This is a genomic window from Bacillus salacetis (genome assembly GCF_049177075.1).
GTDB classification, from domain to species: domain Bacteria; phylum Bacillota; class Bacilli; order Bacillales; family Bacillaceae_B; genus Rossellomorea; species Rossellomorea salacetis_A.
The window spans coordinates 3471425-3487669 of the sequence record NZ_CP185377.1 but is presented as its reverse complement, the minus strand read 5'-3'; the positions used below and the strand labels follow the sequence as shown (position 1 = coordinate 3487669).

The following is a 16245-nucleotide window of genomic DNA, read 5'->3' as shown; positions in this document are numbered from 1 at the left end:
AAAAAAGGGGAAAGAGAAACTTAAGTCTTTTAAAAGCCCCTTAAAGGACTTTAAAAAAGGGAAAGAGAAACTAAAGTCTTTTAAAAGCCCCTTAAAGGACTTTAAAAGAAGGAAAGAGAAACTAAAGTCTTTTAAAAGCCCCTTAAAGGACTTTAAAAAAGGGAAAGAGAAACTAAAGTCTTTTAAAAGCTCCTTAAAGGACTTTAAAAAATGAAAAGGGAAACCAGCGTCCTTAAAAAACCTCATCGATGAAAGTCAACCAGTTTCAATTGCAATAAATTTTCTGATAATATGAAGAGGAAGAAAGGGGAGAGATTATATGGAATCATTGGAGCTTCAAGGCCTGACCTTTAAATGGCTTAATGGAGGGGTAACCAGGATGGATGGCGGTGCGATGTTCGGCGTGGTGCCAAAGCCGCTGTGGTCCAGAAAGTACGAGGTCAATGACAAAAATCAGATCGAGTTAAGAACAGATCCAATCTTTTTTCAGCTCGATGGTAAAAATATTCTGATCGAATCCGGAATCGGAAGCGGTAAACTTACAGATAAACAAAAGCGGAACTATGGGGTAACGGAAGAATCCTCTATAGAAGATTCTTTGAAAACACTGGGGGTGACCCCGGAAGACATCGACATCATTTTAATGACTCATATGCATTTCGACCATGCGTGCGGGTTAACGAAATATGAAGGAGAAAAATTGGTGCCTGTATTTCCTAACGCGGAGATTTACACTTCCCAGACGGAATGGGATGAAATGAGAAATCCTAATATCCGCTCCAAGAATACATACTGGAAAGAAAACTGGGAGAGTATTGCTCACCAGGTAAAACCATTTTCAGAAGAAGTGGAAGTCCTTGATGGAGTAAAAATGATTCACACAGGAGGCCACAGTGACGGCCATTCCATCATCGTCATTGAAAGAGGGGAAAACAAACTCATTCATATGGCAGATCTCATGCCGACACATGCGCACAAAAATCCGTTGTGGGTCCTGGCCTATGATGATTATCCGATGACATCAATTTATGCCAAGGAAAAATGGATCCAAAAAGCCATTGATGAAGGGTTTTGGTTCTTGTTTTATCATGATGCGGTATATCGTGCATTGAAATGGAATGAGCAGGATGAAATAGAAAAGACTATAGATCGGGAAAAATAATAAAAAACTGAAAGGCATCCGCCTTTCAGTTTTTGTTATGATATTTGCTCAATGTTCAAAACAGTTCCATTTGTGGAGTCGGCAACAAATTCATACTGCTGCAGTTCCCCATCCTGCCGCCGGGATATTCCTCCGCGGTATACTTTGGTTTTGACTGGATACATTTCATAGCTCTCTGGGACCATACCGATCCAGGAGCCATCGATCGGACCTTCTTTTTTAAAAGCATCTTTGACTGTCTGCAGAACTTTTTCAGGAGAATGCAATGTTTTTGTATCAAGCGTTTCTTTCAGTAAGTATCCTCCGGCAATTCCCACTCCTGCACCGAGTAAAAACGATTTCCAATTCATTACTTTTCCTCCTCGAACGAATATTTCTGATTATATTATACTAAACTTTCCAAGAAGGTACACTTTAAAGGGCTGACTGATTTTAAGCAAGATTTGTGGAAAGTCGCTTGAAAGTTCTGTAAAATAGAAAAAGGATATCATCAATACATACATAAAGGGGTTTAACCATTATGAATCAAGAGACAATGGAATTGTTCCGCACGCTGACAGAATTGCCTGGAGCACCGGGTAATGAGCATGCGGTACGTAAATTTATGAAACAAGAGCTTACGAAATACTCAGATGAGATCATCCAAGATGGATTGGGCGGTATCTTCGGAGTAAGAAAAGGAAAAGAGAACAGCCCTAAAGTAATGGTAGCCGGACATATGGACGAAGTTGGGTTCATGGTTACTTCCGTGACAGAAAACGGAATGATCCGCTTTCAGACATTAGGCGGCTGGTGGAGCCAGGTTCTATTGGCACAGCGCGTTCAGGTCATTACTGATAATGGCCCGGTAACCGGTGTGATTGGTTCCATTCCTCCTCATTTGCTGGATGAATCACAGCGCAGCAAACCAATGGATATTAAAAACATGCTAATTGATATCGGCGCAGACGATAAAGAAGATGCGAAGAAAATCGGTATCAAGCCTGGCCAGCAGATCGTGCCTATCTGCCCATTCACACCGATGGCAAACGAAAAGAAAGTCCTTGCAAAGGCTTGGGATAACCGCTATGGCTGCGGACTTTCAGTTGAACTTCTTAAGGAACTGAAAGATGTGGAACTGCCAAATACTCTGTATTCCGGAGCTACAGTACAGGAAGAAGTGGGACTGCGCGGAGCCCAGACAGCTGCCAATATGATCAACCCGGATATCTTCTTTGCCCTTGATGCAAGCCCGGCAAATGATATGTCAGGAAGCAAAAACGAATTCGGCCATCTTGGAAAAGGAGCTTTACTGCGTATCCTTGACCGTTCAATGGTCACACACAGAGGCATGAGGGAATTCATCCTGGATACAGCGGAATCCAATGATATCCCTTACCAGTATTTCGTTTCTCAAGGCGGTACAGATGCAGGCCGTGTTCATATCTCAAACGAAGGTGTACCAAGTGCGGTAATCGGTATCTGTTCACGTTATATCCATACGGCTGCTTCAATGATTCATGTTGACGACTATGCAGCTGCTAAAGAATTACTGACGAAGCTTGTAAAAGAATGTGACCGTTCCACTATTGACAGCATTCTTCAAAATTCTTAATAGTGATTTGTGAAAGAGGGGGCTGACCTCTCTTTCTTTTTGTACAATGGTTAGGAGGATTTCCATGATCGTAGGAATTGGGACAAAAAACAAAGCAAAAATTGCAGCGGTTCAAGGCGGTTTTTCTGAATTGCTTAAAGAAGAGATCCAGTATGAAAGCTTTAAGACGGAATCCGGTGTAAGTGAACAGCCTTTTTCCGATGAAGAGACGATTCAGGGCGCCATCAATCGTGCTGCCGCTGTGCTTGAAATGTCAGGCGGCCATATCGGCATTGGTTTGGAAGGAGGAGTGGTCCAGACCGGGTATGGCCTGTTTCTCTGCAACTGGGGGGCACTGGTTGAAAAGGGAAAGCATCCTATCATAGCAGGCGGTGCCAGGATTCTTCTCCCGGATTCCATTGCCAAAAGACTGGCTGAGGGTGAAGAATTGGGTCCGGTCATGGACGATTACTGCCAGAGTGAAGGAATCCGCCATCATGAAGGGGCGATGGGGATTTTTACAAATGGGGCTGTCAACCGGGACGAAATGTTCAAGCATACGGTCAAGCTGCTTGTGGGCCAGTGGGAATTCAGGAGAACGGAGTCTTAGCGCATAGGATTTAGGAGATATTCACTCCATTGAAAAAAGGAAGCTGACAAGGCTTCCTTTTTTTATTTCTCATCAAAAATATAAGACAGCGCTTTAAGGGCCTGATTGACAGTTTCAACCGTTACATTTGCTTTGTTGGAAAGTTCTTTGAGCGGGTGATGAAGTTCTTTAGGACGGATTAAGATCAACGGCTTCCCTTTGGCGATGGCAGCACTTGCATCCATTGCCGTGTTCCATTGTTTATACTTTTCTCCGAATAAGGCGATCACCAGATCCGCCTTCTGCATTAAAATCTCTGTACGAAGATTGTTGAAATCAGACGCTGCGTGATCTTTAAATACGGCATCCGGCTGTTCTCCCAGTATTTCTTCTCCAATATTATCTGAGCGTTCATGGTATTCCATTGGACCGACAAATGACAGGGGCAGCTGCAAAGCTTTGGCCTTTTCTTTAATTTCATTTCTCCAGTCACTGTGAATCTCACCGGCTAAGTAGACCGTTAATTCCATATACAAAACCTCCACAAGATCATTTGTTTACATTTTAGCATGAATAGAAAAGGTAAACGAATGGAAAGGCTCTCATGAATTGTCGAAAGATGGGGAATATTAATAAATAGAGGGTTGTCAATAGTGCTTTTTGAGGGGTATGATAGAAAAGAACTATTGCTAGGCAAGGAGTGATGTGGATGTCAAAGTCAATCATATTCAAGCTTTCTGTCATTCTTATTCTAATGCTGACAGCAGGATGCAGCAGTGCAACGCTGGAGGAAAGTCAGGAAGAAGCAGTGGAGACTGTGAAAGAAACTTTCGAAAATCCTGTCGATGATGCTAATGAGGAAACAGAAAATTTCCAGTTTCATCTCCCATCTGGTGCTTCAATTAAAGAAGAAAATGCTAATAACGTCATTATTGAAGATGGAAATAATACTTATATTTTATTTTATAATCAAAACGTTGCAGCGGACAGCGAACAGCTATATGAGCTGGCTGTACAAGACGACACTAGCATCATCAAAGAGGATACATTCAATGAAGGGGACAGGTTTGGGTACTTTGTGATCCGCGAAGTGGAAGAGGATCAATTCGAAGTGACTGTCGGCATCGGCGGAATTAAGATGACCACACAATCTGTAAAAGATGATCTTGTGGATGATAGTGAATTCATGATGAAAGTCGTATCTTCTGTGAAAAATAAATAAATGTTGATTACCATTTGCGCTTGATCGGGGATCAGGCGTTTTTATTTTGTCAAAATAAGTTCATATAAACGGGAATTAAGGGAAGACAAAGGAAGAGAAGAAAATTTTAGTGGACATTTATTACATGTGTCTTTACACTAGTAAATGGTTCTGTTTGCTTATGAATATAGAAAAAGGAGGCCAATCATGAAAGAATTTTTGGATAAACAGGGAGTCAAGCCTTCAGCAAAAGTATATTTTATTGATGCCCTGTCCTATATGGCACTCGGTTTGTTTTCATCTTTAATTATCGGACTTATTATAAAAACAATTGGGCAGCAGCTCGGCTTTAACTTCTTTGTTGATATGGGAGACCTGGCAATCAGCCTGATGGGACCTGCCATCGGAGCTGCCATTGCTTATGGACTTGGGGCACCGCCGCTGGTTCTATTTGCTGGTGTGGTGACCGGTGCAGCCGGTGCTGCGTTGGGTGGTCCGGCTGGAGCTTATGTAGCAGCCGTACTTTCAACTGAAATCGGAAAGCTTGTCAGCAAGACAACCAGGATTGATATCATCGTCACTCCGCTTGTGACGATAGCAGCCGGTTACACTGTAGCTGCCTTGATCGGCCCGTGGATCGGAGAATTCATGGTACTTTTCGGAAGCTGGATTGAATGGGGGACTGAACAACGTCCTGTAATCATGGGAATTCTTGTTGCAGCCTTGATGGGCTTGGCATTGACAGCTCCTATTTCATCTGCCGCCATCGCCTTGATGCTGGATTTAAGCGGTGTGGCAGCCGGGGCAGCGACAATCGGATGCAGTGCCCAGATGGTCGGCTTCGCGGTCATGAGTTACCGTGAAAATAAATTTGGCGGTCTCCTGGCGCAAGGCATTGGAACATCCATGCTGCAGGTGCCGAATATCGTCCGAAACCCGCGCATACTGATCCCGCCGACATTAGCCGGAATGATCCTTGCTCCGATAGGCACCACATTGTGGGTCATGGAAAATAACGCAGCCGGAGCTGGAATGGGCACTAGCGGTTTCGTAGGGCAGATCATGACGCTGAAAACCATGGGCTTTTCCCCGGATGTCTGGATGAAAATCCTGATCCTGCATATTGTTGGACCTGCGGTTCTGACGCTGGTAATATCTTTTTATATGAGAAAAATCGGCTGGATCAAGTCTGACCAGCTTTATATCAGTACAGGAGGAAAATAACATGCAAAAACTTTCCAGTATGGAAGAATTCAATTCAATGAAGGAAAGCGGAAAGCACATCTTTATGTTCTCCGCAGACTGGTGTCCGGACTGCCGGGTGATCGAACCGGTGCTTCCTGAAATCGAGGAGAACAACTCAGAATACACATTTGTATACGTTGACAGAGATGAATTCATTGATTTATGCGCGGACCTCGGAGTATTCGGCATACCGAGCTTTGTGGCCTTCCAAGACGGAAAAGAACTTGGACGGTTCGTCAGCAAAGACAGAAAAACCAAAGAACAAATTGAAGAGTTCATCCAGGGACTATAAAATCATTGAAAAACAGAGGAGCACCCATGCTCCTCTGTTTTTAGTATCTTCAGTGACAGGCACACCCCGGGATTTTTTTAAAGGCAGGGGTTGTCAAGCAAATGCTTGAATATGCCTTCGTTTGATAACATAAACATCCTGTTAGAAAGTGAACATCTCCTTATAATGGGGTGATTAAGGAGGAAACAGGGGATTATAGAAAGGCTCTCCGTTTATAATCAGGTGATTAAGAAGGAAACACCGGATTATAGAAGGAACCCTGTTTTATATTAGTATGTTTAAGAACTGCCCTTACTAAAATGAAAAATCCCTTTACTGCTGTTGCCCCTTTCCGCACAACATCCCCTTTCATTTTGTATCACAGGCCTTTTATTGTACAATAAGAACGATTAAAGTATGCTCCTGGCGAAGAGGAGGACAACCAAATGGATGCAAAGAAAATGAGGAAGAAGCTTGAAGAGAAGCTTTCTTCTCCTGACCGCAAGTTTATTTTTGATAGAGAAAAAGAGGTCTTGCGTATAGAGAATACCAAAACGGGAAAAGGGATCAGCGTTACCCTGGCACCGATTGTGGCAAAATGGGAAGTTTCTAAAGATAAGGCAGTCGATGAAGTGGTTTACTATGTGGAAGAAGCCCTGGAGGTAATGGGGTATCAGCATACATTAACTGATAAAGAGAAGAAGATCTTCCCTGTGATCCGCTCAACATCTTTCCCGACTGAAACCCATGAAGATGTACCTTTTATAACAGAAGAACATACAGCGGAAACCCGGATTTACTATGCTGTAGATCTTGGGACTACATACCGGATGATTGATGAGAAATTGCTGCAAACGGAGGATTGGACACCTGACAAAGTAAAAGAAGCGGCTCTTTTCAACCTTCGATCCCTTCCGATTAAGTTGAAGCAGGATACACTTGCCGGCAATGTGTTTCACTTCTTAAATACGAATGACGGCTATGATGGAAGCCGGATCCTGAACACTTCCTTCCTGAAGGACATGAAATCAAAAGTGGAAGGCGAGATGACGGTCTCAGTGCCTCATCAAGATGTCTTGATAATTGGTGACATCCGCAATGAAACAGGGTATGATATTCTTGCTGAATTGACAATGAGCTTTTTTACTAACGGAAAAGTTCCGATTACTTCTTTATCATTTCTCTATGAAGATAACGAATTGGAACCGATTTTTATATTGGCTCAAGACCGTAAATCTGGAAGGGAGAAATAAGAATGAATGTTTTTTACAATTTAGAAGGCATTGGAGATACTTTAATCATTACAATGGTTCCCGGGTTTGAAGGAGAAAAGTCATTTGATAAAAAGGGTGACGCAGTAAGGATCTTTGATGAAAAGACTGGCGAAACGCTTGGTTATAACTTGTTTAACGCTTCATCATACATAAACGTTGAAGGTAAGGGACAAGTTGAAATGAATCAGGACAAGCTGCAAGAAATCAACGCAGCGATTCAAAAGAATGGATTCGACGAAGAACTAAAGGCGGATTTCTCGCCAAAATTCGTAATTGGTTATGTTCAGGAAAAAGAAAAGCATCCGAATGCAGACAAGCTGAGTGTGTGTAAAGTGGATGTAGGCAGCGAAACACTGCAGATTGTTTGTGGTGCACCGAATATTGACAGTGGACAAAAAGTAGTCGTTGCTAAAGTCGGAGCTGTTATGCCAAGCGGAATGCTCATTAAAGATGCAGAACTAAGAGGCGTGGCTTCTTCAGGCATGATTTGTTCAGCCAAGGAACTGGACCTTCCAGATGCTCCTAAAGAAAAAGGCATTCTGGTACTTGATGAAGATGCAAAAGTTGGAGAACCATTCTCATTCTAATAAGTGATTGAAAAAAATTGACTCAAATGGAGAATTTTAATCCGCTTGAGTCAATTTTTTTATCGGGAAAGCACCTCTTTCATGAGCAGCTTGACTTACATAGGATTATGGAGCAGGAAGCCAATTATGGACAAAATCTCCCATTCTGGTGATTTTACTCGAATTTTTTCTATTAACTGTTAAAATGAATAGTGATTACAGTAGAGAGAGTGATAACAATTGAGTTGGTTAAAGAAAATGTTTGGTAGATTAAAAGAAGATGACATTCACTCAGATGACCCCTCTTATCAAGAGGAGAGACAAATAGATCAACCGAATAAACCCAATGATAAAAATAGAGAAATAGAAGCAAAAGTATCCTACCACTATCCGAAAGGTGAATTCCGGTTCCCGATCATCCCTGATAAAAGGGATTCCGGCAGGGAAGAAAGAACTGTCCGTTCAGAGCAGAGAAGGCAGAGGCGCAGTACTTCCATGAACGAGGAAGCGCCTGTTGAAAAGGAAAGGGACGTTCAAGCAGAACAAAAGAAAGAAGAAAAGCTAATTAAGAAAAAAGACGATGCGGCGAGACGCCCATTCCGACCGACTGAAATCCCTTCCCCGATTTATGGTTTCAGCAGGCCGGTTAAGAAGAAAGAACCCATCCAATTTGAATTAAAAAATAGTGAGCCAAGAGGGTGGATGAAATCAGAGAATCTCCATCAAGAGGAGAAAACAGGCTCAGAGAATCTTAGTGTAGAAGAATCTGATACTGCTTACAATGCTGATGTACAACCGGCCTCTGAACATACCGACTTGAAATCGAACATCTCCAATCCTGCAGCAAGTCATCATACAGAGGAGCCGTTTCAAGGCGTACATACAGAAACTTCGTTTGACATGGTGACAGCAGAGGAAGTCCAGGAAGGAAAAAATACAGATGTTGAGCCAGGGCCAGAACTAACGGAATCATCCATTCTGCAAATGGAAGAAAGCATCTTGGAATCAGATGATAACGAAGAAACTGAAGAACATGAAAACTATTCCTCTTCAGCTGAAGTGCAAGAGCCAATTGGATATGAGACCGAAGAGGAATCACAGCAGGAAGATTCAACACCTGAACCAGAACCAAAACCAGAACCAGAACCAGAACCAGAACCAGAACCAGAACCTGCTTCTAAGCGTTCGCACCTTCCGTTCAATGTCCTGATGCTAAAACAGGACAAGCGGATGATGGACCGGAATAAGCGCCTGGCTGGGATGAGGTCTGAAAGGGTCCAGGAAGAAGACACTGAGACTGCAAGTGCAGCAACTGAAGAGGTAAAGGAAGAAACCATTGAACAAAATCCGCTAGTAGAGGACCTTGCAGTTTCTGACGAAATCGAAACTGAAGAGGCTTCTGCAGAAGAAACTCGGCATGTTGAACAAGATGAACAAATTCCAACAGATGAAGAGGAGACTGTAAAAGAGGACCAATCTCAACAAGGACAGTCTTCTAAACGTTCTCATCTTCCTTTCAACGTCTTGATGTTGAAGCAGGACAAAAGGAAAATCAATCAGCCTCAGGTACCTGAACCTGCTCCTTCTTCCGCAGAGCCGGCGGTTACAGCAGAAAAGAGCCAAGTGGATGATACTTCAATAAAAAAATATGAAGAATTGGCCGGCCAGCCTTTAGAGAATGAAGGCTATGCCTTTCCACAATTGAACTTTCTGGCTCCTCCGGTAGTAAAGGAGTCCAGCGGTGAGTGGCTTGAGACACAGAAGAATCTGCTGAATGACACACTCGCAAACTTCAATGTCAGGGCCAGGGTTGTTAACGTTACAGAGGGACCTGCAGTAACCAGATTCGAAGTACAGCCTGAGCCGGGTGTCAAAGTGAACAAAATCACGAACCTGTCTGATGATATTAAATTAAGTCTGGCTGCAAGGGACATCCGTATCGAGGCACCGATTCCAGGAAAGCATACGATTGGAATTGAGGTTCCGAATCAACAAAGCCGCCCGGTAGCTCTAAGCGAGATCATTTCAAGCAGTCCGTTCCAGGAAAGCTCATCGCCGTTGACAGCCGCTTTGGGCCTTGATATCTCAGGAGAGCCGATTGTGACGGATTTAAACAAGATGCCCCATGGACTCATTGCGGGTGCTACAGGTTCAGGAAAAAGTGTCTGCATAAACTCCATATTGGTCAGTTTGTTATATAAAGCATCTCCCCATGACCTGAAGATGCTGCTGATTGATCCGAAGATGGTGGAGCTTGCTCCTTATAACCGCATGCCCCATCTTGTCAGCCCGGTTATTACAGATGTTAAAGCTGCTACAGCAGCGCTTAAATGGGCAGTTGAAGAAATGGAAAGAAGGTATGAGTTATTTGCCCACGCGGGTGTCCGCGACATCAGCAGATATAATGTGAAAGCCGAGAGAAATGGAGAGAAGAGCCAGAAGCTGCCGTATCTAGTCATTGTGATTGATGAGCTTGCAGACCTGATGATGATGTCCCCGGCAGATGTAGAAGAGGCCATTTGCCGTATCGCCCAGAAAGCAAGGGCTTGCGGAATTCACTTGATCATTGCGACTCAGCGTCCGTCGGTGGATGTAATCACAGGCTTAATCAAGGCAAATGTACCTACAAGAATAGCGTTTTCCGTATCATCCGGAGTCGATTCCCGGACGATCATCGATGCAAGTGGAGCGGAAAAGCTTCTTGGGAAGGGTGACATGCTGTTCCTTGAGAATGGTTCGTCGAAGCCTGTACGGCTCCAAGGTACCTTCGTTTCTGACGATGAAATTGATGAAATTGTGAATCATGTCAGGGAACAAGGAGAGCCGGATTATTTGTTCCAGCAGGATGAGCTGCTGAAAAAAGCTCAGGTCGACGAGCAGGAAGATGAACTGTTTTTTGAAGCATGTGAGTTTGTGGTGGACCAAGGAGGGGCTTCCACTTCCCTTATTCAGAGGCATTTCCGGGTCGGATACAACCGGGCGGCCAGACTGATTGATATGATGGAAAGCCACGGGATTGTATCAGAAGCAAAAGGAAGCAAACCAAGAGATGTGTTAATTTCTTCTAGAGAGCTTGGAGAGCTGCAAGACACTAGTACAATCATTTAATAAGTGGTATTCTTAAAAGACAGACTAAATCACAAAAGATACATGTAACTGAATAGCAAAGAAGTGAAGGATGTTCGTATCGTTCTTCACTTTTTTGTTTCGTCTGATAAATTAAATCTTATTCTTAAAATAAACGAACAACTTAATAGACGTGTACAGTTGATGGTAAGGAGCTTTTAGGATGAAAGAAATTCAGTTGAAACTTCAGGGGAAATTGAAAAGGTTGACAAATGAAACATTCAAGTTCGATGAGAGGGTCAAAGAAGGCTGGTTCTCTGCCGTTTACTTTTTAAAAACAAGAGAAATCGCAAAAAAGTATAAACCTGATACAATCATCACGATGCAATTCTTCCAAAAGGAGCATGCCGTTCTTTGTGGTACGGATGAAGTCATTGCCCTGCTTCATACATTTGCGGAAAATCCGGAGGAACTGGAGATCCACTCTTTAAAAGATGGAGACAAAATCTCACCTTTTGAGACTGTTCTTACAGTTAAGGGAAGGTATCAGGATTTCGGCTATCTTGAAGGAATTATTGACGGAATTCTTGCGAGAAGATCCTCGGTAGCTACAAATGTTTATAAGTTGATGAAAGCAGCTTCGCTTTCAGGGAAACAGAAACCGGTCATTTTTATGGGTGACCGTGATGACCATTACACCCAGCAGGCAGGCGACGGATATGCCGCTTTCATCGGCGGATCTACTGCACAAGCGACTCATGCAATGAATGAATGGTGGGGCAAGCAGGGGATGGGTACCATGCCGCATGCTCTGATCCAGCTTTTCAATGGCGACATTGTCGCAGCTACCCAGGCATACAAAGAAACGTTCCCCGAAGATGAATTGATTGCACTCGTTGATTATAATAATGATGTAATCTCCGATGCCCTCAAAGTGGCAAGGGAGTTCGGTTCTGAGCTGAAAGGGGTCCGTGTTGATACTTCCAGGACAATGATTGATAAGTATTTTGTCAGAAACCAGCAGGTACTTGGAACTTTTGATCCAAGGGGCGTCAACGCTGAGCTGATACAGGCGCTTCGCCGCGGGTTGGATGCAGAAGGCTATCAGCATGTGAAAATCGTTGTGTCTGGAGGGTTCACTGAGGAACGCATACGATCTTTCGAAGAGAATGAAGTACCTGTAGATATGTATGGGGTCGGAGGAAGCCTTTTGAAAGTAAATATCGGCTTCACCGGTGATAATGTAACATTAGACGGAAAGCCGCAGGCCAAAGCAGGAAGAAAGTTCAGATGGAATGAGCGTCTGGAAAAAGTCGAATGGCAATAGGTGTGAATGAAGGGTGAAGAAACAAGAATCGCTGATCAACCTTGCATCTTATAAGCGGAAAAAACAGCAGCAGGCTGAAAAGCATACGGAGGATCTGTATGAGCAAAGCCTGCTTTTTTTGGAAAGAGAGACGAACATCAGGGAAAAGGTCAGGGCGAAGTTCATATTCTCAAAGAAATTTTCCCTTCCGCTTGAGCGTGTTCCATCAGGTTCCGATTTGGATACCCTTTTCAGGCAGTGGCTGTTATTTGATTATAAGACCGCAGCAAACAAAACCGTATTCCATCAATTCCTTAACGTGAAGTCGGGACAGATGAAGGAAACGGACAGGATGCTTGGCGCCCTGTTTCTAACAGCCCCATGGGAACCGGTGGAAATACTGGAATTTGATTGCGATGAAAATTCATTAATTGTGCAGAATATATTACATAAGCATAAAGAAATGGTCAGGTGTCCTTATACTCAAGAAAAAGCCTGGAAACCCGGGAACATGGCTTTTATAAGAAAAATTCCTTTAGTTTCAAACGGGATGTTAATCGGGCCGCCTTTCAGGGTAAAGGATGGAGAAATATTTGAAGGTCTTAGGGACCATTATGAAAACATGAGTACGGACCATGGCATTACATGGAGAAGCTATTTGAAGGAAAATGCCGCACGGTTCATTGCTCAGTCACTATAAAGTCGTACTTGCCGTTCATAGCCACTGGAAGAAAAAGATGATATAATCTTTTCATTATAATACGGTCAATATACTGAAGTTGTTATGGTTCATTAAGTATTTCTGTTTTTGGCAGGCCTGCGGGTCCATCCGAGGCTGGCAAAAATGGATTAATGTCATATACTGCTTACAGAAAGATGATTGTTGGAGGTTCTAATATGACAATATACCATTTCGTTGGAATAAAGGGATCTGGAATGAGCGCGTTGGCCCAGGTGCTTCACGATATGGAGTATGAAGTACAGGGCTCAGATGTAGAGAAGTATTTTTTTACACAGAAAGCTCTTGAAGATTCTCAAATAAAAATCCTGCCTTTTCAGAAGGATAATATCGGCGGGGATATGAGTGTTATTGCAGGTAATGCATTTCCGGATACACATGAGGAAATTGAAGAAGCAAGAAATCAAGAGCTGCCGGTCACTAGATACCATAGCTTCCTTGGTGAATTCATGCAGGAGTTCACATCTGTAGCAGTGACAGGAGCCCATGGAAAGACATCAACCACTGGTCTTCTTGCGCATGTCATCAGAGGGGCGAAGCCTACCTCCTATTTGATTGGCGACGGAACCGGGAAAGGCGAAAAAGATGCGGAGTATTTCGTGTTTGAAGCCTGCGAGTACAGAAGGCACTTTCTATCCTATCATCCTGACTATGCCATCATGACGAATATAGATTTTGACCACCCTGATTATTTTGCGAATGTGGATGATGTTTTTCAGGCATTCCAGGAGATGGCGATGCAAGTCAAGAAAGGAATCATTGCCTGCGGTGATGATGAACACCTGCAGAAGATTCAGGCGAAAGTTCCCGTCCTTTTCTACGGATTTGCCGAAGAAAATGATTTCCAGGCAAGAAATGTAAATAAAACACCAGAGGGAACGACTTTTGATGTGTTTGTAAGGAACGAATTCTTTGCCACTTTCTCCATTCCGGGCTACGGAGATCACAGCATCCTGAATGCTCTTTCTGTTATCGCCCTGTGTCATTATGAGGATATCGACACTGAGGTTGTTAAAGAGAGGCTGGCTACATTCCAAGGGGTCAAGAGAAGGTTCTCTGAAAAGAAAATCGGAGAGCAGATCCTGATTGATGACTATGCTCATCACCCAACGGAAATCAAGGTGACCATTGAAGCGGCCAGACAGAAATTCCCGGATCGGGAAATCATTGCTGTATTCCAGCCCCATACATTCACAAGAACGCAGACATTCTTAAACGAATTTGCCGACAGTTTGTCAGAAGCTGACCAGGTCTATCTGTGTGAAATTTTTGGTTCGGCCCGCGAAAATCATGGGAAGCTCTCAATAGATGACCTCAAAGATAAAATTGAGAATGCCAAAATCATCGACGAGCATGATACAAAGCCTTTGATGGCTCATGAAAAAGGAGTTCTGATCTTCATGGGAGCCGGGGACATCCAAAAGTTTCAGAATGCTTATGAGGAAACACTCAGAAACCATGTAGAATAAAGTGAACACAAAAGCTGACAGCCAGAATACAGGCTGTCAGCTTTTTTAATTTGTACAACTTTAACACTTTAAAGCGTGAAGAGGGACTGTCCCTTTTTCTGCTTTAAAGTGTTAAAGTTAAATTATTTTCGTGAAAGGTGAAACCTTTTTCAGACTTATTCGTCTTAGCAGTAAAAAGAAAATGAGGTGACAACAAGGTGAAGAGTGTCACAGAAAATGAGCCGGATTTTAATGGCTGCAGGGATATTTGGCTTGAGGCCATTATGGATGGATACGGTGAAAATCTTACAAAGCTCGCTTATAACTATGTGAAAGATTGGAAACTGGCAGAAGATATAGTCCAGGATGTTTTCGTTACCTGCTATCACCATTTTGAAAAGATAGAACAAATCATTTCTTTTAAAGCCTGGATTTACAGACTCACAATAAACAAATCAAAGGATGTTCTAAAAAGCGGCGCTTACCGAAAAACATTTGTTCATTCAAATTTACTTACTCTCTTTCGATCAAATGAACCCTCACCGGAAATGATGACGATTAAACGCAGTGAAGAAGAGTTTCTTTCGGTGAGTGTCTTATCGCTCCCTGTAAAATACCGTGAAGTGATTATTCTTTATTACTATGAGGAAATCACAGTTGAAAAGATTTCTGAGATTTTGAAAATGAAACCGAATACTGTCAAAACCAGATTGAAAAGGGGCAGAAACAAGTTAAGAAAGATAATGGAAAGGAGGGAAAAGCATGAATAGTCAGCTTGAAGATTTGAAAAAATCAATGGATGCGACTACCCATAAAGGAGATCACTTCACAGAAGCCCAAAAACAAAATATCAAATCAGCCATTCATTCAGAAACGGTGGAAAAAAGAAATCCAAACAGTGGATTGATATTTTTAATCTTAACGGCCGCCGCAGCAATAATGATTATCTTATTTTCAGCTCATGGGCTGCCGAATTTAGAGTTAGAGAGTAGAGGTTCGAATCCAGCAGTGGTAGACAATTGGGAGATTCGAGATGAATATGTGGAAAAGAATATTAAGATTTTAAATGTATACCCCGAACCAGAACTGACAGCAGGTAGAAGGTCTGGATACATTTTCAGTTTCCAAGAACCTTTTGAAACCTATAAAGGAAAGAAAATATCAATCAATGCTCTCAACAAAGACACAGGAGAAAAGATTAATGTGTTAGCTCCTGAAAAGATAACTGAACCATCACCAGGCTACAGCAGCCTTCAGCGATTTACCGCAGGTTTTGAGATTCCGTACGGAGGGCTGTGGAAATTGGAGGTTCTTCTTGACGGCGATGTATATGGAGATGTTGTTTTATCTGTTGGTGAAAAACAGGATATCGTTCTGCCTGATGATATTCCTGCCTTTGTGCAGGAGGATGATTTCGAAGAAATTGACTGGGAGAGAAAAGCCAATAATTTTAGAGGAGGCATAATTGGCAATGAAAACAAATCAGGTGTAATCGGGGCCGATATGCCGAGTTTGACACCGCAGAAATGGATGTGGCATCTATGGGGGAATCAAACTTCAGAACTGACAGTGGTTGGGTTACATCGGAAATCCCAAACCGTTCACCCGATCCTGGATAATGGGTGGGCATGGACCATGCAATTAGGCGGAGCGGTAAATGGAGCCGATGCCCATGTCCCTACTGCAGTGACCATACCGAAACCAGGCGAGTGGGCATTCCTTCTTTATGATGGAGAAGAGTTATTTGATGTACTGGTGATGAACATTGAAGAATAAAAAGAGATTTCGATCCATAATACACAAAA

Annotated in this window: 16 protein-coding genes; 14 read left to right on the top strand and 2 right to left on the bottom strand. The window is 42.9% G+C overall.

All coding sequences use genetic code 11. From position 1 onward, the window contains the following. The first annotated feature begins 319 nt into the window (after positions 1-319). Positions 320-1162, top strand: coding sequence for a YtnP family quorum-quenching lactonase (locus tag ACOJQI_RS18175; RefSeq protein WP_421380605.1), 843 nt, complete (start codon positions 320-322; stop codon positions 1160-1162). A 35-nt stretch (positions 1163-1197) separates the two neighbouring features. On the opposite strand, the gene ACOJQI_RS18170 is transcribed toward ACOJQI_RS18175, so the two are convergent. Continuing rightward, a complete protein-coding gene (locus ACOJQI_RS18170) occupies positions 1198-1512 on the bottom strand; it encodes a hypothetical protein (protein ID WP_421380603.1) in 315 nt (104 codons plus the stop codon). Between the two features lie 170 nt (positions 1513-1682). Between ACOJQI_RS18170 and ACOJQI_RS18165 the strand changes: the two genes are divergently transcribed. Further along, the gene (locus tag ACOJQI_RS18165) at positions 1683-2756 is read left to right on the top strand and encodes a M42 family metallopeptidase (RefSeq protein ID WP_421380601.1); all 1074 of its coding nucleotides are present in this window, start codon (positions 1683-1685) and stop codon (positions 2754-2756) included. A gap of 64 nt (positions 2757-2820) precedes the next feature. Next, the gene (locus ACOJQI_RS18160; protein ID WP_421380597.1) at positions 2821-3345 is read left to right on the top strand and encodes a DUF84 family protein; all 525 of its coding nucleotides are present in this window, start codon (positions 2821-2823) and stop codon (positions 3343-3345) included. A gap of 62 nt (positions 3346-3407) precedes the next feature. Here ACOJQI_RS18160 and ACOJQI_RS18155 read toward each other — a convergent pair whose 3' ends face one another. After that, positions 3408-3854 (bottom strand): YtoQ family protein, encoded by a 447-nt coding sequence (locus ACOJQI_RS18155; protein ID WP_421380595.1) that lies wholly within the window; start codon positions 3852-3854, stop codon positions 3408-3410. A gap of 179 nt (positions 3855-4033) precedes the next feature. On the opposite strand from ACOJQI_RS18155, the gene ACOJQI_RS18150 reads away from it, so the two are divergent. The 11 genes from ACOJQI_RS18150 to ACOJQI_RS18100 all read left to right on the top strand — a co-directional run bounded on the left by ACOJQI_RS18150 (position 4034) and on the right by ACOJQI_RS18100 (position 16216). After that, complete coding sequence (locus ACOJQI_RS18150) at positions 4034-4546, top strand: hypothetical protein (RefSeq protein ID WP_421380592.1); 513 nt, start codon at positions 4034-4036, stop codon at positions 4544-4546. Between the two features lie 186 nt (positions 4547-4732). Beyond that, a complete protein-coding gene (locus ACOJQI_RS18145; RefSeq protein ID WP_421380590.1) occupies positions 4733-5749 on the top strand; it encodes a PTS transporter subunit IIC in 1017 nt (338 codons plus the stop codon). Between the two features lies 1 nt (position 5750). Beyond that, on the top strand, positions 5751-6062 hold the full coding sequence (locus tag ACOJQI_RS18140) for a thioredoxin family protein (RefSeq protein WP_421380587.1): 312 nt from the start codon (positions 5751-5753) through the stop codon (positions 6060-6062). 425 nt (positions 6063-6487) lie between these two features. Next, entirely contained in the window at positions 6488-7294 is an 807-nt protein-coding gene (locus tag ACOJQI_RS18135) for a DUF1444 domain-containing protein (RefSeq protein ID WP_421380585.1), read from the top strand. 2 nt (positions 7295-7296) lie between these two features. After that, positions 7297-7902: a YtpR family tRNA-binding protein gene (gene ytpR / locus ACOJQI_RS18130; protein ID WP_421380583.1), complete on the top strand. Its 606-nt coding sequence runs from the start codon at positions 7297-7299 to the stop codon at positions 7900-7902. Between the two features lie 219 nt (positions 7903-8121). Beyond that, positions 8122-10989 carry a DNA translocase FtsK gene (locus ACOJQI_RS18125; RefSeq protein ID WP_421380581.1) on the top strand — a complete coding sequence of 956 codons (2868 nt, stop codon included), beginning with the start codon at positions 8122-8124 and terminating at the stop codon, positions 10987-10989. Positions 10990-11170: 181 nt separating this feature from the next. Beyond that, positions 11171-12274, top strand: a complete 1104-nt coding sequence (locus ACOJQI_RS18120; RefSeq protein WP_421380579.1) for a nicotinate phosphoribosyltransferase — start codon at positions 11171-11173, stop codon at positions 12272-12274. 13 nt (positions 12275-12287) lie between these two features. After that, positions 12288-12953, top strand: coding sequence for a hypothetical protein (locus ACOJQI_RS18115; RefSeq protein WP_421380577.1), 666 nt, complete (start codon positions 12288-12290; stop codon positions 12951-12953). A 197-nt stretch (positions 12954-13150) separates the two neighbouring features. Then, positions 13151-14461, top strand: a complete 1311-nt coding sequence (murC, locus tag ACOJQI_RS18110) for a UDP-N-acetylmuramate--L-alanine ligase (protein ID WP_421380575.1) — start codon at positions 13151-13153, stop codon at positions 14459-14461. Between the two features lie 197 nt (positions 14462-14658). Next, positions 14659-15210 (top strand): sigma-70 family RNA polymerase sigma factor, encoded by a 552-nt coding sequence (locus tag ACOJQI_RS18105; RefSeq protein ID WP_421380573.1) that lies wholly within the window; start codon positions 14659-14661, stop codon positions 15208-15210. After that, complete coding sequence (locus ACOJQI_RS18100) at positions 15203-16216, top strand: hypothetical protein (RefSeq protein WP_421380571.1); 1014 nt, start codon at positions 15203-15205, stop codon at positions 16214-16216. The genes ACOJQI_RS18105 and ACOJQI_RS18100 overlap by 8 nt, the downstream gene beginning before the upstream one ends. Positions 16217-16245: the final 29 nt, after the last annotated feature.

What these genes read in the sequence shown, in the direction of transcription:
- ACOJQI_RS18175 (WP_421380605.1), top strand. Translation starts at nt 320, where the DNA reads ATGGAATCATTGGAGCTTCAAGGCCTGACCTTTAAATGGCTTAATGGA.
- ACOJQI_RS18170 (WP_421380603.1), bottom strand. Translation starts at nt 1,512, where the DNA reads ATGAATTGGAAATCGTTTTTACTCGGTGCAGGAGTGGGAATTGCCGGA.
- ACOJQI_RS18165 (WP_421380601.1), top strand. Translation starts at nt 1,683, where the DNA reads ATGAATCAAGAGACAATGGAATTGTTCCGCACGCTGACAGAATTGCCT.
- ACOJQI_RS18160 (WP_421380597.1), top strand. Translation starts at nt 2,821, where the DNA reads ATGATCGTAGGAATTGGGACAAAAAACAAAGCAAAAATTGCAGCGGTT.
- ACOJQI_RS18155 (WP_421380595.1), bottom strand. Translation starts at nt 3,854, where the DNA reads ATGGAATTAACGGTCTACTTAGCCGGTGAGATTCACAGTGACTGGAGA.
- ACOJQI_RS18150 (WP_421380592.1), top strand. Translation starts at nt 4,034, where the DNA reads ATGTCAAAGTCAATCATATTCAAGCTTTCTGTCATTCTTATTCTAATG.
- ACOJQI_RS18145 (WP_421380590.1), top strand. Translation starts at nt 4,733, where the DNA reads ATGAAAGAATTTTTGGATAAACAGGGAGTCAAGCCTTCAGCAAAAGTA.
- ACOJQI_RS18140 (WP_421380587.1), top strand. Translation starts at nt 5,751, where the DNA reads ATGCAAAAACTTTCCAGTATGGAAGAATTCAATTCAATGAAGGAAAGC.
- ACOJQI_RS18135 (WP_421380585.1), top strand. Translation starts at nt 6,488, where the DNA reads ATGGATGCAAAGAAAATGAGGAAGAAGCTTGAAGAGAAGCTTTCTTCT.
- ytpR (WP_421380583.1), top strand. Translation starts at nt 7,297, where the DNA reads ATGAATGTTTTTTACAATTTAGAAGGCATTGGAGATACTTTAATCATT.
- ACOJQI_RS18120 (WP_421380579.1), top strand. Translation starts at nt 11,171, where the DNA reads ATGAAAGAAATTCAGTTGAAACTTCAGGGGAAATTGAAAAGGTTGACA.
- murC (WP_421380575.1), top strand. Translation starts at nt 13,151, where the DNA reads ATGACAATATACCATTTCGTTGGAATAAAGGGATCTGGAATGAGCGCG.
- ACOJQI_RS18100 (WP_421380571.1), top strand. Translation starts at nt 15,203, where the DNA reads ATGAATAGTCAGCTTGAAGATTTGAAAAAATCAATGGATGCGACTACC.